Annotated in this window: 28 protein-coding genes; 7 read left to right on the forward strand and 21 right to left on the reverse strand. The window is 35.2% G+C overall.

Features of this window, described 5'->3' with window-relative positions:
* Window positions 1-154 precede the first annotated feature (154 nt).
* The 7 genes from CFK40_RS11655 to CFK40_RS11685 form a co-directional block, all read right to left on the reverse strand.
* The gene (locus tag CFK40_RS11655) at window positions 155-580 is read right to left on the reverse strand and encodes a Na(+)/H(+) antiporter subunit B (RefSeq protein WP_089532467.1); all 426 of its coding nucleotides are present in this window, start codon (window positions 578-580) and stop codon (window positions 155-157) included.
* Between the two features lie 175 nt (window positions 581-755).
* Window positions 756-1,460, reverse strand: a complete 705-nt coding sequence (locus CFK40_RS11660) for a cytochrome c biogenesis CcdA family protein (RefSeq protein ID WP_089532468.1) — start codon at window positions 1,458-1,460, stop codon at window positions 756-758.
* Between the two features lie 162 nt (window positions 1,461-1,622).
* Entirely contained in the window at window positions 1,623-1,844 is a 222-nt protein-coding gene (locus CFK40_RS11665; protein ID WP_089532469.1) for a YneF family protein, read from the reverse strand.
* 45 nt (window positions 1,845-1,889) lie between these two features.
* The gene (gene sirA / locus CFK40_RS11670; RefSeq protein WP_161493861.1) at window positions 1,890-2,348 is read right to left on the reverse strand and encodes a sporulation inhibitor of replication protein SirA; all 459 of its coding nucleotides are present in this window, start codon (window positions 2,346-2,348) and stop codon (window positions 1,890-1,892) included.
* Window positions 2,349-2,481: 133 nt separating this feature from the next.
* Window positions 2,482-4,485, reverse strand: a complete 2,004-nt coding sequence (gene tkt / locus CFK40_RS11675) for a transketolase (RefSeq protein ID WP_089532471.1) — start codon at window positions 4,483-4,485, stop codon at window positions 2,482-2,484.
* 99 nt (window positions 4,486-4,584) lie between these two features.
* Entirely contained in the window at window positions 4,585-4,818 is a 234-nt protein-coding gene (locus CFK40_RS11680) for a DUF896 domain-containing protein (RefSeq protein WP_089532472.1), read from the reverse strand.
* A gap of 166 nt (window positions 4,819-4,984) precedes the next feature.
* On the reverse strand, window positions 4,985-5,623 hold the full coding sequence (locus CFK40_RS11685; RefSeq protein WP_089532473.1) for a YneB family resolvase-like protein: 639 nt from the start codon (window positions 5,621-5,623) through the stop codon (window positions 4,985-4,987).
* A gap of 330 nt (window positions 5,624-5,953) precedes the next feature.
* Here CFK40_RS11685 and lexA point away from each other — a divergent pair, with 330 nt between their 5' ends.
* The gene (gene lexA / locus CFK40_RS11690; protein ID WP_089532474.1) at window positions 5,954-6,577 is read left to right on the forward strand and encodes a transcriptional repressor LexA; all 624 of its coding nucleotides are present in this window, start codon (window positions 5,954-5,956) and stop codon (window positions 6,575-6,577) included.
* Window positions 6,578-7,539: 962 nt separating this feature from the next.
* Here lexA and CFK40_RS11695 read toward each other — a convergent pair.
* The 11 genes from CFK40_RS11695 to CFK40_RS11745 form a co-directional block, all read right to left on the reverse strand.
* Window positions 7,540-8,325: a SurA N-terminal domain-containing protein gene (locus tag CFK40_RS11695; RefSeq protein WP_089532475.1), complete on the reverse strand. Its 786-nt coding sequence runs from the start codon at window positions 8,323-8,325 to the stop codon at window positions 7,540-7,542.
* A 1,358-nt stretch (window positions 8,326-9,683) separates the two neighbouring features.
* Window positions 9,684-10,064: a VOC family protein gene (locus CFK40_RS11700; RefSeq protein ID WP_089532476.1), complete on the reverse strand. Its 381-nt coding sequence runs from the start codon at window positions 10,062-10,064 to the stop codon at window positions 9,684-9,686.
* A 57-nt stretch (window positions 10,065-10,121) separates the two neighbouring features.
* Entirely contained in the window at window positions 10,122-10,646 is a 525-nt protein-coding gene (locus CFK40_RS11705; RefSeq protein ID WP_089532477.1) for a DinB family protein, read from the reverse strand.
* Between the two features lie 212 nt (window positions 10,647-10,858).
* The gene (locus CFK40_RS11710; protein ID WP_227001765.1) at window positions 10,859-11,389 is read right to left on the reverse strand and encodes a GNAT family N-acetyltransferase; all 531 of its coding nucleotides are present in this window, start codon (window positions 11,387-11,389) and stop codon (window positions 10,859-10,861) included.
* Window positions 11,390-11,487: 98 nt separating this feature from the next.
* Window positions 11,488-11,787, reverse strand: a complete 300-nt coding sequence (locus tag CFK40_RS11715; RefSeq protein ID WP_089532478.1) for a TIGR04104 family putative zinc finger protein — start codon at window positions 11,785-11,787, stop codon at window positions 11,488-11,490.
* A gap of 115 nt (window positions 11,788-11,902) precedes the next feature.
* Window positions 11,903-12,676, reverse strand: coding sequence for a hypothetical protein (locus CFK40_RS11720; RefSeq protein ID WP_089532479.1), 774 nt, complete (start codon window positions 12,674-12,676; stop codon window positions 11,903-11,905).
* A 280-nt stretch (window positions 12,677-12,956) separates the two neighbouring features.
* On the reverse strand, window positions 12,957-13,433 hold the full coding sequence (locus CFK40_RS11725) for a DinB family protein (RefSeq protein WP_089532480.1): 477 nt from the start codon (window positions 13,431-13,433) through the stop codon (window positions 12,957-12,959).
* Between the two features lie 256 nt (window positions 13,434-13,689).
* The gene (gene spoIIP, locus CFK40_RS11730; RefSeq protein ID WP_089532481.1) at window positions 13,690-14,799 is read right to left on the reverse strand and encodes a stage II sporulation protein P; all 1,110 of its coding nucleotides are present in this window, start codon (window positions 14,797-14,799) and stop codon (window positions 13,690-13,692) included.
* 142 nt (window positions 14,800-14,941) lie between these two features.
* Window positions 14,942-15,391: a hypothetical protein gene (locus CFK40_RS11735; protein WP_089532482.1), complete on the reverse strand. Its 450-nt coding sequence runs from the start codon at window positions 15,389-15,391 to the stop codon at window positions 14,942-14,944.
* Window positions 15,392-15,674: 283 nt separating this feature from the next.
* The gene (locus CFK40_RS11740) at window positions 15,675-16,043 is read right to left on the reverse strand and encodes a thiol-disulfide oxidoreductase DCC family protein (protein WP_089532483.1); all 369 of its coding nucleotides are present in this window, start codon (window positions 16,041-16,043) and stop codon (window positions 15,675-15,677) included.
* Window positions 16,044-16,406: 363 nt separating this feature from the next.
* Window positions 16,407-16,943, reverse strand: a complete 537-nt coding sequence (locus tag CFK40_RS11745) for an L-rhamnose mutarotase (protein WP_089532484.1) — start codon at window positions 16,941-16,943, stop codon at window positions 16,407-16,409.
* A 362-nt stretch (window positions 16,944-17,305) separates the two neighbouring features.
* On the opposite strand from CFK40_RS11745, the gene CFK40_RS11750 reads away from it, so the two are divergent.
* Complete coding sequence (locus CFK40_RS11750) at window positions 17,306-17,698, forward strand: hypothetical protein (RefSeq protein WP_089532485.1); 393 nt, start codon at window positions 17,306-17,308, stop codon at window positions 17,696-17,698.
* A 681-nt stretch (window positions 17,699-18,379) separates the two neighbouring features.
* On the opposite strand, the gene CFK40_RS11755 is transcribed toward CFK40_RS11750, so the two are convergent.
* On the reverse strand, window positions 18,380-18,988 hold the full coding sequence (locus CFK40_RS11755) for a recombinase family protein (RefSeq protein ID WP_089532486.1): 609 nt from the start codon (window positions 18,986-18,988) through the stop codon (window positions 18,380-18,382).
* A 284-nt stretch (window positions 18,989-19,272) separates the two neighbouring features.
* On the opposite strand from CFK40_RS11755, the gene CFK40_RS11760 reads away from it, so the two are divergent.
* The 3 genes from CFK40_RS11760 to CFK40_RS11770 all read left to right on the forward strand — a co-directional run bounded on the left by CFK40_RS11760 (window position 19,273) and on the right by CFK40_RS11770 (window position 21,395).
* Window positions 19,273-19,518 (forward strand): hypothetical protein, encoded by a 246-nt coding sequence (locus CFK40_RS11760; RefSeq protein WP_089532487.1) that lies wholly within the window; start codon window positions 19,273-19,275, stop codon window positions 19,516-19,518.
* Window positions 19,519-19,673: 155 nt separating this feature from the next.
* The gene (locus tag CFK40_RS11765; protein WP_161493862.1) at window positions 19,674-20,240 is read left to right on the forward strand and encodes a copper resistance CopC family protein; all 567 of its coding nucleotides are present in this window, start codon (window positions 19,674-19,676) and stop codon (window positions 20,238-20,240) included.
* A gap of 6 nt (window positions 20,241-20,246) precedes the next feature.
* The gene (locus CFK40_RS11770; protein ID WP_089532489.1) at window positions 20,247-21,395 is read left to right on the forward strand and encodes a copper resistance D family protein; all 1,149 of its coding nucleotides are present in this window, start codon (window positions 20,247-20,249) and stop codon (window positions 21,393-21,395) included.
* 47 nt (window positions 21,396-21,442) lie between these two features.
* Here CFK40_RS11770 and CFK40_RS11775 read toward each other — a convergent pair whose 3' ends face one another.
* Together CFK40_RS11775 and CFK40_RS11780 are read right to left on the reverse strand one after the other, a co-directional pair.
* The gene (locus tag CFK40_RS11775) at window positions 21,443-21,871 is read right to left on the reverse strand and encodes a disulfide oxidoreductase (RefSeq protein ID WP_089532490.1); all 429 of its coding nucleotides are present in this window, start codon (window positions 21,869-21,871) and stop codon (window positions 21,443-21,445) included.
* A gap of 3 nt (window positions 21,872-21,874) precedes the next feature.
* Entirely contained in the window at window positions 21,875-22,552 is a 678-nt protein-coding gene (locus tag CFK40_RS11780; RefSeq protein ID WP_089532491.1) for a DsbA family protein, read from the reverse strand.
* A 181-nt stretch (window positions 22,553-22,733) separates the two neighbouring features.
* On the opposite strand from CFK40_RS11780, the gene CFK40_RS11785 reads away from it, so the two are divergent.
* Window positions 22,734-23,054 carry an ArsR/SmtB family transcription factor gene (locus CFK40_RS11785; RefSeq protein WP_089532492.1) on the forward strand — a complete coding sequence of 107 codons (321 nt, stop codon included), beginning with the start codon at window positions 22,734-22,736 and terminating at the stop codon, window positions 23,052-23,054.
* A gap of 12 nt (window positions 23,055-23,066) precedes the next feature.
* The gene (locus CFK40_RS11790; RefSeq protein ID WP_089532493.1) at window positions 23,067-25,673 is read left to right on the forward strand and encodes a heavy metal translocating P-type ATPase; all 2,607 of its coding nucleotides are present in this window, start codon (window positions 23,067-23,069) and stop codon (window positions 25,671-25,673) included.
* The last annotated feature ends 174 nt before the right edge of the window (window positions 25,674-25,847 follow it).

Here is a 25,847-nt window from a genome sequence, read left to right on the forward strand (position 1 = left end):
TTATTGATTTATTCTTATGTAAAACTCGTTCAATTGTGTCAATCACACGGACTTCATCAAATGGCTTGATAATAAAATCACTTGCGCCAATTTAATAGCCTCGAATTAGAAACAAGAAGTTCGTAGTGACTTTTTGAACAGCCCCTAATAATAGTTATTGATCATTTGCAATAGATAAGATGATTGTCACAGTAACACCTAGGACGGTTAGAAAGACTCCTAAATCAAATATCATAGCGGTCGCTAGTTCTATTTCCCCAAAAACAGGAACATGGAAGTAACCATATGTTTGTGATAAAAATGGAACTTGAAAAATAAACGATCCTATTCCTGTAAATAAAGCAATTAGTAATCCGACTGGAATTAATGAACGATAATTGATTGGCAGCACCTTATCTACTGCTTCTATTCCGTAAGACATATACATTAACAAAATTGCTCCAGAAGTAACTAGCCCACCCACAAAGCCCCCACCAGGTGCATTATGGCCAGCTAACAAAAGATAAATTGCAAATCCAAAAAGAATAAAAGCTATAAGGGTTGTCGTTGTTCGAAGTATGAGATCATTCGGTTTATACATCACGATTGCTCCTTTAGTTTATCGCAGTTCGACGGCAGTAAAACCCCCACCTTGAAAATTGAAGTCAAACAGAAAATTTTAGGTGGGGATAACTACCCGTTTAAGCTAAGGTTGGTTTAACTCCACTTAATGAAGTTTCACTTTATATACTAATACAAATGGTGTGATAAATCTATTAAAACCCAGAGAATCCAAAAAATCCATTTAAAAAGGATGTAAGCTTTGTCATCCAATCAAAAAACAGGGCAATTCCCATCATAATCATAATATATCCACCGATTTTCATGAATATTTCACTATGCCGTTTAATCCAAGATAACTTTCCTATGAAAAATGAAAGGATTAAAAATGGTAGTGAAAAACCAAGTACATAGCTGATCATCATGATCATTCCAAGATCAGGATTCGTTGCGGCTAGTGACAATACAATTGCTAAAATTGGCCCCATACATGGTGTCCAACCCATTGAAAAAGCAATCCCAATGATAAATGAACCAATAAACCCTGTTGGTCGATTTTTAAAGGTGATTTTTTTGTCTTTCATTAAAAATTTGAAATTAAGTATTCCTACTATCACTAACCCGAAAAATACAATTAAGATCGCGCCTATTTGACGAATAATATCTTTGTACGTAAATAAAAACTCAGATATGTATGTAGTGGAAAAGCCCATCGCAATAAATATACAGGAAAAACCAATTAAGAAAAATATAGTGTGTAACAAGCTTTTGCGTTTTAACATGATATTATCTTCTTTTACTTCATTCACACTCATACCTGTTATATACGATAGAAACGCGGGATATAATGGCAAGACACATGGTGAAATAAATGATAAAAATCCTGCAGCAAATGCAATAAATATATTTATTTCTGACATATTAATCCTCCTAAAAACCATTCACTTCATAAAGTTTAACAGAATTTGAATAGATTTTATGATGCGGAATTTGACAATATAACAACTATTTTAAATACCCCTTAATACTTCCAAGTATTAAGGGGTATGATGCAATGCCATGCATTAACATGTTAGAACTTATTACTTACTCTGCTGATTGTTCATTGAACGCATCATTTGATTAATTTTCTTTTGTGACGGTTTTTGACCCATTTGCATCATCATCGTTCGTAGCATTTGTTCATTAATTGGTGGGTTTTTCTTTAAGTAATTCATCATATATTTTCTTGCAATGAAAAAACCAAGAGCAACTCCAACAATAAGAGCCAATATAGCAATTAATACGACCCAAATCGTGCCCATTTCAAGCCTTCCCCCTTCATGTTGTCTCTCATACAGTATAGTAAATCAAAGGGTAGAATACAATACTTGCTCATTCAAATGATCCTTTAACTTTATTACTGGAGAAATCCAACCATAGTTATTTAAATTATTATCCAATACAAATAAGGATGGATGGAATAATTGTAGAATAGGAAATAACAACATTTCTGCATCTTGAAGCATATCACAACGAAATTCTATCTGTTTTTCACTAATATGTAAAGAGATGTAGTATTTATCTTGTTCTATTTCTATTGAATTATTACCATCTTTCACTATAGCCTTGTTATTATACAATGTTTTAATTTTAGTATTCAACTCTTTTGTAGAAAAAAAAGAGGTAATTTCTTTAAATTGATCTTCTATCACCTTATTTTTACTGTTTTCGTGGTATTGTTTAAAAAAACGATAGAGTATATCACTTCTATAATAATAGCGCTCGGCAAATTCACTTTTTATCGAATAAATAGAATACGTATTCAACAATATCACTCCTTTTGTTTTTATTATACGTATTCTATTTTAAAATAATGTCAAAATGAGTTGCATATCACCACTAGTTTTGTCGAAAAAACAAAAGGTCTCAACATTTGTATTGTTGAGACCTCTATTATTTCTATTTAATTAGTTTTTCTACATGTTTCACAACATTATCAACGGTAAATCCGTATTCTTCCATAACTTTTTCACCTTTTGCTGATGCTCCAAATGTGTCAATTCCAAGGACTGCGCCTTGATCCCCTACATAACGCTCCCAGCCAAATGGTGATGCCATTTCAATTCCAAGACGGCTTTTCACGTGCGGTGGAATCACCTCATTTTGATAAGCAATATCCTGCTCGTTAAAACGATCCCATGAAGGCATGCTTACCACGTTTACGTGAATATTTTTTTCTTGTAGCTGTTTTTGTGCCTTGACTGCTAGTTGAACCTCAGATCCTGTTGCAAGTAACAATGCATCTGGAGTTTCTTTCTCCCCTTTACTTACCACGTAAGCACCTTTTTTAACGCCTTCGTATGCATGTTCTTTTGTACCTTCAAGTGTCGGTAATCCCTGTCTAGTTAACACCAATGCAGTAGGTCTGTCTGTTGATTCTACTGCCAAACGCCATGCTGCTTGTGTTTCATTACCATCAGCTGGACGAATAAGTGATAGTCCAGGCATTGCACGGAATGCTGGTAGGTGTTCGATCGGTTCATGTGTTGGGCCGTCTTCTCCTACTGCAATCGAATCATGTGTAAACACATAGGTTACTGGAATATTCATGATAGCTGATAAACGTACAGCTGGGCGTAAATAGTCACTGAATACAAAGAATGTACCTGCGTATACTTTAAGTCCTCCATGAAGTGCCATACCATTAAGTGCAGCTGCCATTGCAAATTCGCGAACACCAAACCAAATATTTTTCCCAGCATAATTTTCACGTGAGAAGTCAGTCTGTTCATTTACACTAGTTTTATTAGAACCTGCTAAATCAGCGCTACCACCAAAAAAATTTGGAAGCTTGCTTGATATAGCATTAAGTACTTCACCAGATGATGCACGAGTTGCTAAGTTATCTTTTTCAGGTTCATAAATAGGCAATTCCTTGTCCCAATCAAGTGGTAGATCGCCATTAATTGCTTGTTCTAGTTTTTTAGCGTCTTCAGGATATTTTTCTTTATAATTATCAAACAATTGATTCCAATTATCTTCCACATCTTCCCCATTTTTACCGATCTTTTCGTTAAAGTCAGCATAAACTTCTTCAGGGACATGAAAATCATCGTGTGGCCATTGGTATGCTTCTTTCGTAAGTTTAACCTCATCGAGTCCGAGTGGCGCTCCGTGTGACGCAGAAGAAGCAGATTTGTTAGGAGAACCAAAACCAATTACGGTTTTAACTTCTATCAATGTTGGTTGCTTCGTATTTTCTTTTGCTTCTTTAATCGCATTACGAAGTGCATTCACATCATTTCCGTCCTCGACACGAATGACCTGCCAGCCGTATGCGTTAAAACGCTGTTCAGTATTATCAGAAAATGAACGATCCAAATCACCATCTAATGAAATGTCATTTGAGTCATATAAAGCGATTAACTTACCTAACCCAAGATGACCAGCGAGTGAAGCTGTTTCATGGGAAATTCCTTCCATTAGATCACCGTCACTAATGAGCGCGTACGTATGATGATCAATAATGGATAAATCTTCTTTGTTAAAAGTAGCTGCAAGATGCGCTTCTGCCATTGCCATACCAACTGACATAGCAATACCTTGTCCCAGTGGTCCAGTTGTTGCCTCAACCCCATCTGTATGATGAACCTCAGGGTGACCTGGTGTTTTTGAATCCCATTGTCTGAAGTCTTTTAGATCATCGATCGTTACATCATACCCTGCTAAGTGAAGTAAACCATATAACAGCATAGATCCATGTCCTGCTGATAATACAAACCGATCACGGTTAAACCATTTTGAGTTTTTAGGGTTTTGGTTCATAAAGTCTGTCCACAGTGTGTATGCCATTGGAGCAGCCCCCATTGGTAAACCTGGATGACCAGAGTTAGCATTTTCGATAGCGTCGATTGCTAGTGTACGAATGGTGTTTATTGATAATTGTTCTACGTTATTTGTCATGAAAAGTCTCCTTCCTTGTCGAAACTTGTTTTAATCCTATTCAATTCTATAATGAAAACCAAGTTGTAACAAGTGTCATTTTATCCACTACTACCAAAACTAGTTATTTTTATTTTTCTTTTGTAGATCTTTTACTTTTTGCGGAGTTACATCATTTCCCTCTGGGTCCTTAACTGTCATCGTTTTAAATTGATTTTTAAAAGATGAGCGAACGTTACCAAGGTATTCCGTCCGCAAGTTTTTTTGTTCTTTCTTTTCTTCTTCAGTCAATCCCTCACTTTTAGCCTTTTTCGCCAGTATATTAATACGTTCTAATTTTTCTTTAGAAATCATGTTACTACCTCCTAACATAGTAGAATGGCATTCGCTTCGTATTTAATAGCGAATGCCGAAGTTTATCTTATACTCTAGTCGTTTAAATTTTTATACTCCAAGTGAAAAAAGCACGAACTTTATAGTAGTCCCTGCTTTTTTATAGTATCGCTCTATCGCTATTAATTCAAGTATTATGGTATTCTTTAAACCTCCGATGTACGGTTGCTTTTGATACATTAAATCCTAGCCCATTTAAAGTTCTTGCAATTTCTTCAAATGTTAATTTGTTTTCACGTAACCTGATTACCTCTTCGATAGGAAAATCCATTCTTTTTCTTCCTGAAGCCTGATTACGGTTCGATAAATTTCTTTCAGGGTTGTAACCCTCGTTAATCGCTTTATTCATACCTCTTTTAATTTTAATGTTATGGATTTTTCGTTGATATTCCTCTACTATACCCACAATTTGTAATACCATAGAGTCCGATTCTGATAATTCCAATGCACCATTATGAATTGCAGTATAGATAGATACATGAAGTTTATTTAGTTGATGGAATAGTGCAATCTTGGTATTACCTCGCCCTAAACGTGTTTCATCTTGTATGAGTAAACATTCCGCCTTCTGATTAGTGAAATGTTCAAGCATTTCAAAAACGCCATCCCGTTCTATTTCATAACCGCTAGCCTGTTCTTTTATAATTTCTACCACGGTCATTCCATACATTTGGGCTAATTGTATTAACTCCTTTTCCTGCCTAACCAAAGAAGTTTCCTGTTCTTTTTTATCTGTACTTACTCGACAATATACTATCGTGTTCACTATTTATACGCTCCAGCTTTTAGTTTTTTTATTAGAGGAAGTTCAAAAACTCACTATTATTCAATTATGCACTTGTGATTAAAGAAAAGTACAAAAACACTAATGTTAATGCAAAAGTTATAAGATAAAATGCATCAGTTTTATTTATTTTATCAAACATGAATACCAACCCTTTCCCTTTATAAGGTATAAGAACCTTTGTTCGTTTCTAGTTTAAATAATACACTCGAACATATGATCTTGTCAACCATTTTCGAACGGACGTTTGCTTTTTTTGGAAACTAATGATAAACTATCAATAATAAATCCTATGCGTGAGGTGTGAGATAGATGACAAAACTATCCAAAAGACAAGAAGCAATTCTTGAATATATTAAAGATGAAGTAAACAAAAAGGGCTATCCGCCATCCGTAAGAGAAATTGCAGTAGCAGTTGGTCTAGCTTCTAGTTCAACCGTTCACGGTCACTTATCAAGACTAGAAAGTAAGGGCTATATTAGAAGGGATCCAACAAAACCACGTGCAATTGAGGTGTTAGATCTATCATTGGAAAGTAGCGTTCCGAGGGATACAGTTCGATATGCGCCCGTTATTGGTAAAGTAACAGCAGGAATTCCGATTACCGCTGTAGAAAACATAGAAGAGTTTATTCCGTTACCTAGTTCTTCATCTTCTCCGGATGACAACGTTTTTATCCTGATCATCCAGGGTGAGAGCATGATAGAAGCGGGGATACTAGATGGAGATATGGTAATCGTAAAGCAACAAAACACCGCACAAAACGGCGAAATAGTTGTTGCGATGACCGATGAAAATGAGGCTACAGTGAAGCGTTTCTTTAAAGAAAAAGATCACATACGACTACAACCCGAAAATGCAACAATGGATGCATTAATCTATCAAAATGTGACTATTTTAGGTAAAGTAATAGGCTTATACCGAAATATTCATTAATAACCAAAAAAACCATGATGTAGAAATACATCATGGTTTTTTTGGCTTAAAATATTATAACAAGTTAATATCTTAAGTTAGACTGATACAAAAACTAGTTAAATAGACATCAGTATTGGAGGAGGAACAGGCTTACATGAAGCAGTCAAATCCTTGATGAATTGACATGGAATAATAATAAAGTTATGCATTTACTAGTATAAAAATATCGACCAGTACAATATGTACATGGTCGATAGGGTTTTCTTATTTAGATGTTTTAATTTTTTCACTTTCTAAACAAACACTACAGATAACAATTTAATAAGAGGTCTCTCCCAAGGGTGAACGGTCGTTCTAAATCTATACCTTGCTTTTTAAGGCATTCAAAGGTTGTCAAAAATGGCGTGAAAATAACATTTAAAAAATCACCTTTTCAAATGTTTTTCTATTCTTTCAAATATCTGTGGGTGTTTCGTGGGTACTGTCGTGGGTGTAATAAAAAGTCTGTCAAACACTACACAAGAATAGGAGTAGTACACAAAATGATAACAGTAGTAATTCGCAAAAGGGGTGTTAAATCGATGTAAATTGATTAACTCAATCCCATAGAACTATGACCTTGTCAATAAATTTTACTGAAAATGTATAAGCAAGACCTACCTAAACAACCACCTGCTAAAGCAGGTGGATTTTGACATAAATGTCTACGACTAAAGTCGTTCTTCAGGCTATAGTCCTGCTTAAAGTCCTTAAGCTGAAGCATACTCCGAATGCGACTAAACTCATTCTTCAATCTTGAATATTTCGTCCTTACCTTCATTGAATTGATTAGCAATATAATTTCTTTTTATTTCATCTAGTAAATTTGTATAATATATGTATTTCTTCCTTTACAAAATTCTTAATTTAAACTCAAACCTATTGGTGTTCTATCTTCATTAAAAAGCCAGGTCCGGACAGGACCTGGCTTTTTAAAAGAATTATAAGTTGACAGTGACATCTGCATCTTTACGAAGGTTTTTAACAAGCTTTTGAGATACTTTCGCTTTTTTTTGACCTTTAATTTGTTCCTTGAGGGCTGGTTTTACCTCATCAAAAGATGGAACTTTGCCTTCTCCGCCCATTTTCTTTTGCTGGGCTTTCACCTGCTCGTAGGCTTTTTCCAGCTCTTCCTTCGTTGGCTCGATATCACCAGACTCACTAGCAATAAGCTTGTCTACTTTTACTTGCGTTTCAACCTGAGACATTACTTCTTTTTCATCCATTCCTTGTTTTTTTAAAGTTGCCAAGAACTCGTCTGTCGATTTAATTTGATTTTGTTTTGCTAAATCTTTAAGAGTTTTATCAATCTCTTCTTTTGAAGCTTGATAATCACGCTTATTTACTTCTTGGATGAGAAGTTTCTGGCCAACTAAGCCTTCTGCAATTTGTTTTTTTAGTTTATCCTGGTCAACCTTTTTACCAGTCATCTGTGATTGCATCGCCGCTTGCTGAAATTGTCCTTTGTAAACTGTTTCAAATTCATCTTTTGGTATTTTTTCTCCATTTACTTCTGCCACAACGTCAGGAATACCTTTTAAGTCTGGCTTAGGCATTTCAGCTTGTCCACCTTTGCCACTTTTATCCTGCGCACCTTCTTCTTGTGATTCGGATTTATTATTATTATCTTTGTCTCCAGCTGTTTCATCCTGATTGCCGCATGCAGCTAATAAAGATACGAAAACAACTAAAAGTAAACTTAATATCCATTTTTTACTCAATGTCATTCTCCTTTCTTAATAGAAGTTAGTATAACATATTACGATGGCGGTTATACACATAACCTATATGCAACAAGACATGATTCTTAATCTTAATAATTCCTTTATCGCAGTCATGGCCGGGCTTCATTAAGGGAAGATCTGATTATTTTATTGAATGTGTAAATTCCATGTAATTTCTATTACATTCATTTTCATGAGGAATTAGATTGTATATTGTTATCTATTTAGTGCAGTTTGATGACTGTTAATGCACATATATACAAAATATGAAAGAAAGAATCCTCTCCAAAATTCAGTGAATTAGTGAGAGGATTTTTAGTAATATAGTGTTCTCTTCCCTTGATAAGTCAATCAGGCTATTAAACGAGGAACGAGCCTAGATATCAAGGGTCACTGGGGCAAGTTTATATCATGCGGCTCATCAGTGAGGGGGTATTTCACCAGTATATTATAGCAAAAATACAATATTTCAAGTTTTTTCTCTCATACAATTTCAATAATTCACACTGGTGCTTAACCGTTAGTTTCTTACTGTCAATGTCTATTAATGCTTTTTTCTCTTCCACTCAGAGACCTGTTAACGTTGTTTTGAGCCAATTCATATCGACAGTCAACTGCCCAATTTGATTAATCAGTTCTTCTTTCTATCTCGTGTTCCCGCTTTCATACCCGATCGGTGCAATGCACGCTTGTAAAACCACCGTTCCATTCGCTAGACTTGGGGCTGTTCCTCCACTTCCATTACAGAAGATTCTTCGGTCATACCCCTACCCTCACAAGGATAAATACTTTTCAGCAAAAGCCTTATAGTACCGTTTCGGATGACAGTCCTTGTTTCAACGTCCCTTGCTTTCCAAGTCCCTTACAACGTAGCTATCTGTACTAGACGTAGGTGCTTCCTTTAAGCCTGTGAGCTGGATACCGCCATTGTTCGGTATAGCATATTTCAGAGGGCGCATTTTTACACCACTCACGTCATCGTTGGATAACACATAAGTTTCCCTATGTTCAATCTTTAGACCCGTACATTCGGAAGTTTGTCAGTTCCCTTTCGCGAGAACATTCTCACCATATCCAGTTTTTCAGCCGTGCGGCATATTCGTCGGCATACCTTCTACTAAGAAGTGGCTACAGCCTTCGTTCTGCCGAATCACCTGTGCTCCATACCCCAAAGCCTGTCAGCCTTGACGCATGCAGGATTTTTTGACGGGATGGTTTCAGGAAACATGGTTCCATCATTCCCATCCTCCGTTGCAAAGTTGGAATTAATTAAAACTCCCCGCATGTTCACGCTTCAAAGCGTTTATAGCGGAACTTGTCGCGCGCGCCCTATTGTTTAAGAATGTATTTTTAAATTCAACCTAGGTATATGAACCACTCGAACTGTTGATTTCCCCTAATTCAATACGGTTACCATCTGGATCGTTAAAAACTGCAATGGTACCCCAATCAAATTTTAAACCCTTTTTTGAAAAATGAACACCACGTTCTTCTAACCTTTCAACAATAGGAGATAGGGATTCAACGTCAAAGCGAAGTACAGTAGGATTTTGTTTTCTGGATTTTTCTTGTTCTGATCCCACACCTCCTTGCTCAACCATTAAATAGCCGTTTGGAAGTTCAAATGCAACCAATGTTTCTTTTTCATTTCTTACCTCCAATTGTAAGAGATCCCTATAAAAGGTAGTACATTCTTCATAATGTTCAACAAATAACATCAAACCAAACTCGCGAAATTGCATATTTACACTCCCAGTACAATTTGACCTTCTTCTTCTACTACCTTCAATACAACGCTTCTATTCATGAAATGCGCCAGATTGTTTTAAATATAGGTAAAGACCATAATCTGTTGGTATAGAAGTATAACCCATCTGTCTTAACATAGCTGTGATATTACCACGATGATATGTTCCATGGTTAACGACGTGGGGCACTTGTTCGAACACACTAGTTTCCATGATGTCACCATTCGGGTTCTCAATCATGAGGGACTTATCTGAATCTTCCAATTGGATAAAGAACAACTTATATCGTTCTGATAGTTTAAGAAACATCGCTTCCATTTCTTCTATTCCCTTTGACACTGTTTCCTCTTTTAGTTGCTCTTGTAGCATCAATGAATAATTCATACTTTTACCAGAAAACACTTCTATCCACCCAAGATCAGAAAGATAAACATGGGCTAAAACATGAGATATCGATGAAAATACACTTTGAACTTCTTGACGATAAACATCCTTGGGAAGCTCTTTTAGTCGGTTGAAAATTTGTCTGTTTGCCCATTCGTTATAGTCATACAACTGTAATTCAAGCTGCGCCATTTAAAATTTCTTCCTTTCATGTTTGATATAGCACCCATTATACACTACCATATTGGTTTTTAAGCTCTATTCTTATTCCAGAATGGCGCCCGTTAATTCAACATCTTAATCAAACTTTGGTTAGTTCTTTCCAAAGTAAACAGTTAATCCGGGTACACCACAGCTACTCAAAAATGAGTATTACCCATAACTCAAATCAGGGATATTCTTACCTATTTAACAAACTTATACATTAAGACGTCGTCTACATATTCATCATCACAAAACTTAAATTCTTTTACTTTGCGCCCTTCTTCGACAAACCCTAGTTTGTTATATAGCTCAATGGCTCTTGAATTCGTGGAGAACGCCCCTAACGAAACTTTTTCGATCACCGGATGTTGCGCTGCCCATGAGAGGATCTCATTGATCAAAAGCTTGCCGATCCCCTTGTTTCGATAGTCTTTCTGGAGCATGATGGCGATGGATCCTGTGTGGTGCATCCTTTGTCTCTCTTGTGACAAGAACCCGATCCACCCTACTACTCTCCCATTCATTTCTGCAACAAACATCGTTTCTCTTTCATGCTCGATGATCTTTGTTATCCATTCTTGGTGTTCTTCCAAAGTTTTATTGAACTCTTCTGATACCGCTATAAAATAGTTCTTTTCTTTAATGACCTCACGTTGAATATCAAGTATTGCTTCAATATCTTCTATTCGAACCCTCCGAATCATAGCTTTGTAGCCTTGTTTTGGTGACATGCTTTTCCCCCCTATCTTTATAATGAAAATAGTGACTTCCTCTTAAAGCAAAAGTAGACGCAATCCTTATTCAAGAAAGGCGCCCGATTGAATAAGACTCACCAAAGGGATTCTTCTCTATTTGATAATTCAACAAAAAAAGGATAAATCCCAAAAAACAATGGAAATAAGCCTAAAAGGGCAAACACAAAAACATAGGAAGGTCCAAAGAAAAGATTACCCAGCATTATTAAAGAGGTTATTATAAAAGGAATTATAGTACTTCTTTTTCTCATACGAGCAGTTAGATATTGTTTTTCTTCACAATAAGGACACGTCATTTCGCCACCTAATGTAAAAGATTTTTTAAACGTTTGCTTCCAATTCCATTTTTTATGGCAGTTCTGACAAGTTGGCATTCTAATCACTCCTTGTTCCGTAATATGAAAAAGTAAATCTTCCGCAAAATGGCCCTTCGTAATAAGGGCACAGGGTCTTGCTGCATATTAACGTGCCCGTTAACGGAAGAAATCATCAAGTCTTCCTTAACCATATTATTTTGGCTTGTCCATGGGGAATTCTTAACTCGGACACAATAAAATCTTGAATTAAACGTTCACCTGATCCTTTCCATTTTTCGAATAAATCTAATAGACCGTCTATATTTCCTTCCAAATATGTTTCTGTTAAATAAGTAACTAACCAAGTTGCACGCCAATAGTCATACAACGCACCAGTAAACCCACCTTCATCCGATTGTCCAAAAAAGTTTATAGTATATGTTCCAAAGGTTTTTTGAAACTCTTCAATTAATTTTTCTTCAACCTTTGTTATTCTTATAAATTCTTTATTTGACATTAACACTTTCCTTGGTAAATAAAAGCATAGACCTTCTTCAAACCACATATTCTCTGCATCAGAACCCTCAAAGTCACCTAATATGTTTAGATGATGAGTCCACTCATGGGCGGCAATTGTCGCTACATCACTTAATTGTAGTTCATTAAAATATGTCTTAGCCATTTCATTATTTGATTCACGAATAGCATCCAAATAAATCTGTTTCCATATTTCAATTGATGGACATAGATGAATTAAATCACGTGAGGTATATGCGGGTAAAGGCGTCTCTGAATAAACCGATGTTGCAGATTCAAAATCATGAAACACAATACCTTTTGGTCCATTAACTTCACCGTATTTCCTAAGATTGTCTTTATACTTTAAAAGGAATGGAAATATTTTGTTTCCATCTCGAGCAACATTTTCTATGGATTCGAGATTTGTAACAGAATATGCTTTTTTCATTTACTTTCTCTCCTTTGATTCCCTTATACAACTTTCATACTTTATGACTTCTATATACTAGCTTTATGACTTCTATATACTAGTTAATAATTCCTTCTCTATTACAAAACCTGGTCCTTCATGCAAAAAAGGCGCAGATCCTCACTCTGGAATTGCGCCCTTTTCTTGAACAAGTTCTAATCTTAAAACTCCATATGAGTTTTATTCTCATTAATAATAATCCAGTCGTTTTTGTAAAATCCCATATGAATTTCAAACTTATGACCACTGGGTTCAGTGTTTACTCATATAATCCTCTGTCAATGAGATTCGCCGTAACAGGCTTCCTCCCTATTTCACGTGACCACACAGATAATTGACCGATGTGGTGGATTTCGTGGGCGATGACATGGCGCATTATTTCTCCGTGTCTGAAGCTAACCGTTTCACCATTGGAATCAGTTTCCGTAAGCTTCCGGTATTCCATTTCGTTTGTCCACGATGTCAAAAAAGACTCTACTTCCTTGTGATATTGGCTTGCAAGATCCCGGACTTTGGATAAGCTATCGTAGGTTTCAAAAGGTGGTTCTTCAGGTTCGGGTTTACCTTGTAAGCCGCAAATCCAACTGTATTCAACATCCACGATGTGAAAAAGGGTGTACAGAACACTCCCAACTCCTCCTACCCGTATTTTTAATAAATCTTCTTCCGGAACATCTTCACACCATGTAAACCAATCATCGCGAACTTGCCAGTTATATTGAAACAGTTTCAACATCACAACAACCTCCATTTTTTATAGACTAACATTTAATATTCACCAAAAGACTTCAAAATCCTTTTTTAAATAATAACTCTAAAAAAACCTATTAAAATCCTCCAAAACTGGCCATTAAATGCAACTAGGACGCTTTCCTTATTACAGAAAAGCGCCCGATTGAGTAAGACTGGTGGCGGATGGTTCTCCAGTTTTCACGCTGTAAGGCGTTTGTAACAGGACATGTTTCGCTCGCCGCTTTAATTGTGTGTTAGAATTATACCTTTCCAATACTTTTTATATATTCACTAATGATTTCTGCCAATACTTTAGAGGTATTACTTAACTCCTCTCGATTATTATCAACACCACCAATTTCTATTAATATTGATCTTTCTGAAATATCCTGGTTATATACACCATTACCTTCCGACCTATCCTTTTTATAAATACCCTTACTAAGTCCGGGATAACTTTCTTCAATTTTTTTATTTAATTCCTCAACAAATTCTAGATTCTTTATGTAATTTTCATGTTCTACACCCACAATAAAATATAACTTAGCATAATCTTTGCCATTAATAGTAGTTGTAGTACTATCTTTCCTTAGGGCATCACGATGAATATCAATAAAATATTTTAGTGTTTTATTGATAGAAGTTACCTCCTCTATAGTTAGGCGAGAAAACCTATATGAATCATAGTAATTCCATCCTTTTTCATGTAGCTCTTCGGTAACGTTTGTTGTATCATGAGACGTGCTTATGCCTCGTTTTTCAAGTTGTTCGGTTAGCATAGAACCAACAAGAACTACATTCTTTTTTTGATTGGTGCTCGATGCTTCACTGGAATTTTCTTTCAATAAGGGGAAAAAAGCTTCCCATGCATGACTATGGTATATAAATACATTTGCTTTAGTTTGGTTTTCGGTATTTTCTTTTTCCGGTTTTGATTGATCTTTATCAGGATTATCTTTTTTTTCTTCCTTAAGCAACTTTTCAAAGTCCGGAGGAGGAGACTCTATTGGCATATCAGTTCCTGCTCTAGCAATATTCATTTCATTGGAGTAAGAATTAAAACCGGGTAATTCTAACCCGAGTAAACTAGTAAAATCATTTGGTGTAACCCCAGAGGTAATTTCAAAAAACAAATCTGACAAATTTGGTGGTTCTATATCACTTTCTTTTAAGTTTTCTTTTAGTTGAGGGATTTCGGTACTCATCATTAGAAGTAAGGCATCTGAGGTTTGGCTTGATCCTGTTAATTCATTAATAAAGGCCGAGTAAAAAAAATTACTTTTACTATGTGGTGAAGAAACAAAGGAAATAAATAAAATTATGATTATCATACTAAAAAAAACCAATAGGATACCATGTCTTTTTTTCATAGAATACCCAACCTTCCATACGTCTTTTTATAGACTATGCTAGATTGAGTGATTATAGACTGTTAGTAATCGGTTGTGTGACCCTAACACAAGATGGGTGCTTCCCCCTTGTTACGGAAAAGCGCCCGATCGTATAAAATACTTATTTCACTTCAATTGAGAACACGTAATTCACGTCTCCTTGCTTCCAATCAGCTAATACATTATAAACATATTTTCCTTTTTCTTTTGGAGCCAGGAGTGAATTAGTTTTCACTTCAATGTTACCTGTATTTTCGTTATCAATCCATTGCTCCACTTCTATTGTTTTAGGTTCTTTCTTAAAATCAATTTTAATTTCTTCATTCGGAGAGACAACTGTTGGATTATGTTCTTTTGCCATATCTAACGGTCCTGTATAAACTTTATCTACACACTGAGCCGAAAATAATCCGTCCCAACAATATGACCCTTCTGTAGTGGGAATTGTTGTGCCTCCTGCCGTTACAGTTGGTGTAGGTGGTTCCGATTTAAATGGTACAAAAATAAACAATCCTGTAATAATCAACCCAATGACAATAATTATGGTGAAAAATTTTTTAATTGCCCTCACCCCTTTATTGAAAATAGACGTATCAAATCAATAAATAGTTGCAATTGTTATTCCACAATATGGGCCAATTCTAGTGCATGCTTATTCAACAACTGCGCCCGATTGCTGAAGATCAATTTTATAATTTTCATTTCTTCTTTTAGCTTGTTTAACTAATGCACCAGTTAGTTATAGATAAGACTTACACAATAATTGCATAAGTGTTATTATGCCTCCTTGTAAGTGGTTGATTGTGAAACGCGTGACGGTATATTCTTAATTTAAAAAACAACTAAAATTCTCTTTAAGACTTAGTTTCTAATGGTTTACGTCCGAACCAATCGTAACGATTTTTGGAAATCCACATATACAGTGGAGTTAAGATTCTATCGATATACGGTAAATAAAATAACCAGCTGAATGGAAAGCTTAACGGCAATACAGTTAATAATTTCCTTACAGTATAGAAGCCTTCATACAAACGGCCGTTGGATGAAAGCATTTGAATCTTATCGTATATATTCCGATTCTTTAAAAAAGAGAATTTATCGCTCCTCTCAACTACTTGAACCGGTACCCATTGAATTCGTTGAAACCAGTCCAATTTTTCAACGGCTATCTTCACACTTGAACATAAAGGGCATTCGCCATCATAAAAAACTATATATTTCATATTGAACAACCTCCCTATATTTTTTTACCCTTTCTAACATAAGATAAAACCGTCTCTATACAATCGAATTAGTAGGAGGTGACTAACCTTCGCCCCCTCACACCACCGTATGTACCGTTCGGTATAGGGCGATTTCATCTAAGTCCAACGTGTTGTTTGATATTGTATAGGTAGACTCTTCAATCCTTGCCTTATCCAATATTGATCTCCAAGGTCTCTATATAAGATAGGACTACTGTCAATTCGCCAGTAGACTTTGCGCATGCCCACTGCACCCAAAAAAGTCACAGACTGTCTGCCTGTGACTCAGGGTAAAGATGAGAAGATTTCTAGATAACTTACTATAGATAGAACTTCCAAAGTTCACTCAAAAGAAACTCTTATGGATACAACAGCAAAATAAGAAGATACCTCTAAATTTCCTAATGGAAATTCATCATAAACTAAACCTACATTTAATTCTTTTTGAGGTGCAATTTCCCTTTGTGTAAGATAGTTTGCCAATTCTCTATATAATTTTTTACTTTTCTCATCGATAGCTCTTTCTACTGAGAATCGCCCCGCAAAGCTGTTCCACCACACCTTAAATGTTTGATGGATTTTACTATATTCCTTTAAGCTGTCGTTACCTTCCAAGAACAATCGTTGGTGAAACAAATCTTTTTCTTCATAGAAAATTTTCATATCATTCTTAGGGTGTTCAGATATTCTTTGTATAACTTCATCCCATAATTCTTTAAACCGTAATTCAAATTCTTCCTTCACTATGTACTTTGATGGGATATAAGGAAATCTGTATTCTTCTTCACTCCTATTTTGATTAAGAAATATATTTTGGATATAAACCAAAAAGTTCAAAGCAGAGGATGCCTCTGTTCTCATTAACAATGAATTTCCCATCAAACTCCTCCTTGTCATTTTAATAAGTTTAATTTTACAATTAATGCTATATTAGTTCCAGATAATGGCTCTATGGTGCAATATTGTACCATTCCTTATTAAGGAAAAGCGCCCTTTTACGGAATAAGGATTGTTAAATAATTTAAGTCTTAAAAAGGGCTACCGTAACGGAACAGGTTACTCCTCAACTAACACTACCTCGATCGCTAAGTACTTGTATATATAATGAATATTTGAGAAGTCTATAATTAGAAACTTTAGGTGAATTGAGGTGAATTATTATTCAGATATTATTATGGGCAGGGTTCATCCTTCCTTGGCTTTCATTAGTTTTATTAAAAAAAGAGGATATAAAACGTTATATGCCAGTTACTATTTTGACTTCTTTAATCATAACAATTATTTTTGAAATGGCTTATACATATGAATGGTGGACCATTCATCAACAGATCTTGCCATGGGGATATATCACAGATACCGCTTTCGCCTACGGAATTTTTGCAGTCGGTACACTATGGATATTTTATTTAACATCACATAACTTTTGGGTATATATGTTAACAAATTTAGCGGTGAATGCATTATTTGCCTTTATTGGCCTCCGTTGGATTGTAGAGGGCTTGGGAATTGCAACATTTAAAAATCTTGAATATTGGCAGTGGTTTATTATAGCTATATTCATTTCACTTATCATATACGGGTATCAGCGCTGGCAAGAGAAAGTGATTGTTAACCCTGAGAATACAAAAAAATAAAAGTAAAATTATGCCACAATCTGGCCCTATTGCGGAAGATTGCTTTGATTGAAAATTAATCAAATGTGTACAACAAATATAACATTTTTGATTCCAAAAACTATCACTTTTTTGCTCCAGAAGGAATGAAGTGGTAAACAGTCTGTCATTCATTGGTACACTTCATTGGCTGTAGTCAAAAAAGGAGAAAAAGGTCTTTTGTCCAATTCTTTTTTGTATTATAATCTCCAATTGGATAGCTATTTTTGATATAATAAAGGTAACAATAGGTTAGTTTCACATGAGGGGTTAGGCACACTTTCACCTTTTAGGATATTTCCTAAAAAGGGGGTGTTGCTTATGGATATGGAAAGTGTATTAAAGCTGATGCTTTCTTTCGGCATGCTAATAGCTTTTATCATGTCCGACAAAAACCATAAAAAATAACCCCTCATGTGATTTTGGCAAGTCAGTTGAGGGATTATTTATCTAGTCCTGTGCCTCCCCCTCTTGATGGGGTTAGCTTATTGTAACCGTTCCATGTAGAAGCATGGGACGGTTTTTTTATTTTATGACTTTCTACTTACAGTATACCTTATTTTCGTTAATTGTTAAACATTAATCATAATTTTTTAAATGACTGGTTAACCTTTTTACACATATTCGACTCCAACTATTAAACCTTACACTTTTTATTCAAGTTTATGCTAGGTTATCGTCCATTTGTTTCACGAGTTTATAAAAGGTCGTTTTCTTGACCTCTGCCTGTTTCATAGCCTGTGTCGCTGTTATTTTTCCTTCTTTCCATTCCTGATGAGCTTCTCGAAAACTTTCTGTTACTGGAAACTTGGGTCTGCCAAAAGGCTTTCCTTGTTGTAACGCTGTATCAATACCCTCTCGTTGTCGTTTACGAATACGATCTCGTTCTTCCTGAGCCATCCAAGATAAGATTTGCAGAACGAGGTCAGCAATAAACGTACCCATGCTGTCTTTATATTGTGTTGTATCTAGCAGTGACATATCTAATACCACAATATCTGCTTGAATATTTTTGGTCAAGTCGTTCCACTCGTTCACAATTTCATTCTTGTTTCGTCCAAAACGGTCAAGCGAATGAATATATAAAATATCTCCTGGACGAATAATGCGTTTGAGTAGTTGATAGTTTTCACGTTGAAAATCTTTACCACTGACCTTATCCATAAAAATATCACGTTCGGTTATTCCTTTTTCTCTCATCGCAGCTACTTGTCGTTCTTCGTTTTGATCTTTGCTACTCACTCGTATATATCCGAGTCGTCTACTTTCCATTTTGAAACCCTACCTTTACAGAAATCATTCTATAAACTTCATTATACATAAAGTGTTCGTAAACATATATGGGAAACGAAGAACGTTCTTAAATTAATTTCAGTTGTTTACGAACGTTAAATGATAGCAAATAAAGGCAAAAAGAAACCGTCCATAAAAGTGTACTTTTTCGAACGCGCCGCCAATATACGAAGCCTATTTTTTCCGCAATGCAATAGAGGGATAGAATTATTATTTAAAGTGATTAACTAGATACAAATTATGAAAAAGGGGATAGTTTTGAAATGAAAAAATTTACAAGTATTGAAACAAGTTTAATTTCTAAATGGTTCGATGGGGAAATTGACATAATTTTAGATAATGCTAAATCAGACGATTATATAGAACTAATAAGTATATTGAGTGAAAAAATTGAAAAAAAAGTAATGGATGATCCTCAATATATTAGTGAAGGGTATGTTTCAGAAATTGTTCACAAAAGCTTAGACAATGTGGATTATAGAGAGCTTATAGATTATTATAAGGAATAAACTTTGGGGAAAAAAGTGGATGACCAAAAAGGCCAACCTAAATTAGATATGGCCTTTAGAATGTATGATAATAGGAAATACGGTATTCAGGAAATATTGGATGATACTGCAGTGGGACTATATTCTATAATCCCTTTATACATTCGTTAGCGCCTTTGTTTTTCATCAGTTTTATTCTAGTTGATACGACCGATGCACATTCTGTTTTAGAAAAAGCAACACCTGAAGATGGTGCCCAGCTGAAGGAGGCAATTAAAAGCATAGAATTATCTTTTAATACCAAGATAGAAAATGGAAGTACACTCTATTTAGTAAACGCGAATGATGAAAAAATTGAACCAGCTTCAATTACTAGTACTGACAATATTTTAGAAGCAACCTTCAGCCGAAATTTAAGTCCGGGTTCTTACCAAGTGAACTGGAAAGTTCTTGGCGCGGATGGTCACATTATAGAAAATCAGTATTCGTTTACAATTAAGGATCAAGAGGAAAGTGTCTCGTCTAAGAGTGAAAAAAAGCAACAAAATGCTACAACTGCTGAACCTAAAAAAGAAACGGTTACATCACAAGACGGTAGTGATACAGATAATCAAAATGCTAAAGGGAAAACAAACAGGGACAGTGAATCATCTTTCGTATTTGGAATTATTTCATTGTTAATTATTGCAGGAATCATACTACTGGCTTGGATGTGGTTTAGTAGAAGTAAAAATAAAGGATGATCGCTATTGACATTATTCGTTTCGTTTACTGAGTTTATTTTATATATTTGTTTTTCTATACTTATTGGGTCATTAATTCTGCTTTTGGTTCCAGAAAGCAAAAGACCCCCTTTGTACATACCAAAGAAGATCCTTTATTTAGCAGCAGGACTAATTCCCCTGACTGCTCTTCTCCCTGTTGTTAGTACCGCTAAAATACTATCAGGTGATTATGGATTTTGGTTCATCTTTAAAAACGTTTTATTTACTTTTGAAATTGGGAAATCTTGGCTATTTATCGCCATAATTTCAGCTATCCTTATTTGTGTATTAATTGCTAAAGACCTTATAACAAACAAACGCTTAACAGGTCTAGCTCTTATACTTACCATACTAATGCTCTTGGGTTATACAAATTCAAGCCACGCATCAACAATTTCGGAATGGCAAGGATTTCTATTCCATACACTTCATTTCCTAGCTGTAACCGTTTGGATTGGTCTCCTTCTTATTGTTAGTTGGTTTTCCAAAAACAAAAAGAATTGGTTTACCTTTTTAAAGTGGTTTACCCCAGTGGCTGTGGTATGTCTTATCCTTACTTTTATTGCAGGATATTTCACAATGAGTATTGATATTAACTCGTATGATGATCCTAATGCTACTATACTTCAGGAATATAAAAATAGCCTTATCGTTAACTATGGACAGGCATTAGTCATTAAACACATATTAATTATTTCACTCGTTTTATTTGCAACAATGAATGGAATTCTATTTAGAAAAAGGAATCCTCAAGACTCATTTAATCCGTTGAAATGGGCAAGGTTAGAAAGCGTTTATGCTTTAATTGTGTTTGGATTGACAGCATTTATGGGACAGTCGTGGCCACCACACCAAATCTATAGTTTAATAAAAACGGAAGGGGCTTCCCCCCTTTTTAATGCTCTATATGACGGAAAGATCATAAGTGCTATTCAAAATGCTGATAGTACTGATGCCTTTAAAGTTACGATGTCCTTTGGTTTTGAAAGTTATTTATTGTTCATATTAAGTTTATTATTTATGATAATAACTATTTTTGCAGCCACCAAAAGACAATCCATTTTTGCATCTTCTTTCTCTTCACTGTTAATGGTACTAGCCGCATACTTTGGAATAATGATAAGCATTCAGTAGGTATGTATAAATAAAAAGGGTGCATTCCATAAGGAATTGCACCTTCTTTATTTACTTTTCGTTTCTGATTTTATCAGGAGCATGAATATGATTATTAGGCTAAATGCAATGAATGCTAAAAATGGAATTGTTATAAAGCTAAGCCAATTAATATACTCAGCACTACATGGAGCGCCGTTTGCACATGGTTTTATTTCTGCAAAACCCGGTATTTTTTGCTCCAAATAGTGAAAAAGTGAAATAGGCCAACCGATAATCGCAATTGGTAGTACATATTTTTTAACAGACCAATCATTTTTAAATGTTGCTATTCCGAGTATCAAAGATAAGGGATACATCACAATCCGTTGATACCAACAAAGTTCACATGGAATAAAACCTCGTATTTCACTAAAATAGAGACTTCCAAGTGTCGCAACAATGGAAACCAACCAAGCAAAATATAATGAAAACTGCTTAATTTTTATTTTATTCATTTGTTAATTTTCCTCTAATGCTTTCTCTATAGCTTGTTTAATTGCTTCATAATCATATGGGTCTTCAATCATGGTTCCGTTAACCATAATCGTTGGTGTTAGTTGTATTTCAAAATCTGTTACCAATTTTGTATCCTTGTTTACTTCGTTCATTTCGGAATTGTTTTCAATAGCCATTTTTAATTTATCTGCATCAATGTTTGGGACACTACTAGCTACTTCTAGAATCTTTTCTATTGTGATCCATTCACTATCATGGTTCTCGCTTGGTTGGGCCTTAAAAAGTGCTTTGTGAAAGTCCCAATAAGCATCCGGGTTTTGTTGATAAACTGATTCAGCTGCTAGTGAACCTAACTTTGATTCTTCGCCGTGAAATAAGACATTTATAAAGGAGAACTTAACCTTCCCTGTCTCAACATAATCACGTATTAATTGTGGAAAGATATCTGTTCCCCAAACTTTACAGGCAGGACACTTAAAATCTCCAAATTCTACAACAGTTACAGGCGCATCGGAATCGCCTAATGTGGGTTGTCCAACAATGGATGGTTGTTTGTCAGATGTTGTTTCTACGTTGGATTCAGAACTATTGTTGTTTATAACCACGAAAGCAATTATTAATGCAACAATAACTAATGTGATAATCACAACGGTTTTAAATGGCGAATTTTCACTTTTCATAATAACCCCTCTCACTATTCGTGTTTTAAAATTATTTTACCACTATACCTCTTTGAACATGGATTAATCAGGTATTGTTCAAATGCTCTTCACAAATCCGAAGTTTGACACACATATTAGGTATTGCTAATATGATACTATCAAAACATATTAATAAAGTCTAATATAAGGAGGGAAATGAATGTTAAAGGCAGATATTGACACGAAGATGAAATTCTTGCATGGATTTTCACATAAAACACGTATTCAAATACTCGAATGTATAAAAGAAAAGGAAAGGACAGTTTCTCAAATTGTTGACGACCTAGAAGGGAATCAGTCAAATATTTCACAGCATTTGGCATGTTTAAAGGGGTGTGGACTTATTGTTGGAAGACAAGACGGAAAATATGTATATTACCGTGTTCGCAATCAACTAGTACGTGATTTATTAACCACGTTTGATGTCGTGCTTGAAGACGTTCAAAACGATGTTAATTGTTGTGAAAATCATATAGGTTAAGAAGGTGTAATAATGGAAGATAAATGTTGTAGTTCAAATGAAAAGGAACTTATTACGGTTGAAAGTAATAAAGGATGTTGCAGCAGTCAATCTGAAAAAGTGGAAGGGTCAAATGTAGAAAAAATTGATAGCTGTTGTAGTAGTACGGACGAAAGTTTGAATTCCACAAATATAAAAAAAACAGGTAGTGTATCATCTTGTTGCAGTAGCAATGATGAAGACACAAACCAAAGCACAAGTACAGAGAAATCAAGTTGTTGTAGTAGTAAAATGGAAGAAAGCCCAATTAATCATACAACATCTACTGAAGGTAAAAAAGTGGAGTATCGGATACACGGAATGGATTGCCCTTCTTGTGCATTAACGATAGAAAAAGGGTTGAATGGGTTACATGACATTAAAGAAGTAAAGGTAAATTACAACACTGCCAAGTTGCAAGTAGTCGGTAATGATGGCCTTTCTTTCGATCAAGTGGAAAATACAGTCCAAAAGCTAGGGTTTACGGCTGAACCACTGAAACAAAACAAAAAAGTAAAAACATATAGTGTTGAAGGAATGGACTGTGGTAGTTGTGCTAAAAGTATTGAAAATCATTTAAATACAATCCCCAAAGTTAAAAATGTAAACGTTAATTTTTCAACTGGTAAGATGAAAGTGGAACATGAAAATAGTGTTGATGAAATCGTTTCAGAAGTTTCTAAGATTGGTTTTAAGGCTTCTGTTTTTGAAAATGGTAGCAAACCTACGGAAACACCAAAAAACAAAGAAGGATATGGATTAATTATCTTCACTGGTATTTTAATCGCTCTTGGTTTTATTGGTTCTTACAATGGAATCTCTCCTATATTGACAACTATTTTGTATGCAGTTGCTATTGTTATAAGTGGATTTAAGCCTGTAAAAAGCGCTTATTACGCTATAAAAAGTCGTTCATTAGATATGAATGTCCTCATGTCTGCCGCGGCAATTGGAGCCGCGTTAATTGGGGAATGGTTCGAAGGTGCAACAGTGGTATGGTTATTTGCATTAGGTACTGCACTACAAAATAGATCGATTGAACAAACAAGAAAGTCTATTCGTAATCTAATGGATTTAGCTCCATCAGAGGCTTGGATAAAAGTTGGATCAGAATTAGTTAAAAAGCAGGTAGAAGATGTTGCAGTTGGTGAAACAGTAGTTATTAAACCTGGTGACCGAATCCCATTAGACGGTGAAATCATCCAGGGTGAAACCAGTGTTAATCAAGCTCCTATAACAGGAGAGTCCATCCCAGTAGATAAATTAATTGGAGATTCAGTATATGCAGGCACAATTAATGAAAATGGATCAATTGATATCAGAGTCACCAAGTTAGTAGAAGATACGACAATATCTAAAATCATTCATTTGGTGGAAGAAGCACAAGAACAAAAGGCTCCCACCCAAGCGTTTATCGATAAGTTTGCCAGTATTTATACACCTATTGTATTTGTTTTAGCGTTAGTTGTTATCGTTCTACCACCACTTTTAGGCTTTGGAACTTGGGGGGAATGGGTTTATAAAGGACTTGCATTATTAGTTGTTGCTTGCCCTTGTGCATTGGTTATCTCTACTCCTGTTGCTATTGTTTCAGCTATCGGAAATGCAGCAAAGAACGGTGTATTAATAAAAGGTGGGACGTTCTTAGAAAAGGCAGGCGCCATTAATGCGATAGCATTTGATAAAACGGGAACATTGACCGAAGGAAAACCAAAAGTCTTCGAAATTAATGCATTAACCGTGTCAGAGGAAGAATTAATTTCTACTGCATTAACATTAGAAGATTACTCTACACACCCTATAGCAAAAACGATTGTTGGATATGCGAAAGACAAAGGGATTCAGTCTAAGAATGGTGAATTGTTTAAAAGTATAGTCGGTAAAGGTGTTAAAGCTACAATTGACGGAGAAATTCATTATGCTGGTAATCTAAAACTATTTGAAGATATGCATATACCTCTGGGTAACGTGAAGACCCAGGTAAAGGAGATACAAAGTCAAGGAAAAACAGTAGTGATAATTGGTACACAAATAGAAATAATGGGTGTGATCTCTGTTTCTGATACGATTCGAACAACTACTGTTAAGGCACTGAATGGCTTGAAACAGGTTGGCGTTAATCAAGTTGTAATGCTAACTGGTGATAATGAAGGTACTGCAAAAATGATTTCAAAAGAAGCAAATGTAAATCGGTATTTTGCAGAACTATTGCCTGAGGATAAAGTCGATGCAATTAAACAACTACAAAATGAAGGTCATAAGGTTGCGATGGTTGGTGATGGCATAAACGATGCACCAGCACTTGCCACTGCAAATTTAGGTATTGCTATGGGCGGTGCGGGAACTGATACCGCAATGGAGACTGCCGATATTATTTTAATGGCAGATAACCTAGAAAAATTGCCACATACAATTAAGTTAAGCAGAAAAGCACTAGCGATTATAAAACAAAATATCTGGTTTTCCTTAATTGTAAAATTTATAGCATTGGTTCTCATATTTCCAGGTTGGCTAACACTTTGGTTAGCTGTACTAAGTGATACGGGGGCTGCAATTATCGTGATTTTGAATGCCTTACGCCTTCTTAAAGTAAAAGGATAATTAAGTAAAGCTGTTTAAGTAGAATTGAACAGCTTTACACAATACATAACTGATTATGACGAAATTAAAAAGATGAATAGAAAGAAAAGAAGATGTCCCCTGTTCAATATGGGAAATCATCTTCTAAATGACGGCAAAGTTATTTTTTATTTGTTCAATACAAAAGATAAAAAC

The sequence above is a fragment of the Virgibacillus necropolis genome, from assembly GCF_002224365.1.
Taxonomy (GTDB): Bacteria; Bacillota; Bacilli; order Bacillales; family Amphibacillaceae; genus Virgibacillus_F; species Virgibacillus_F necropolis.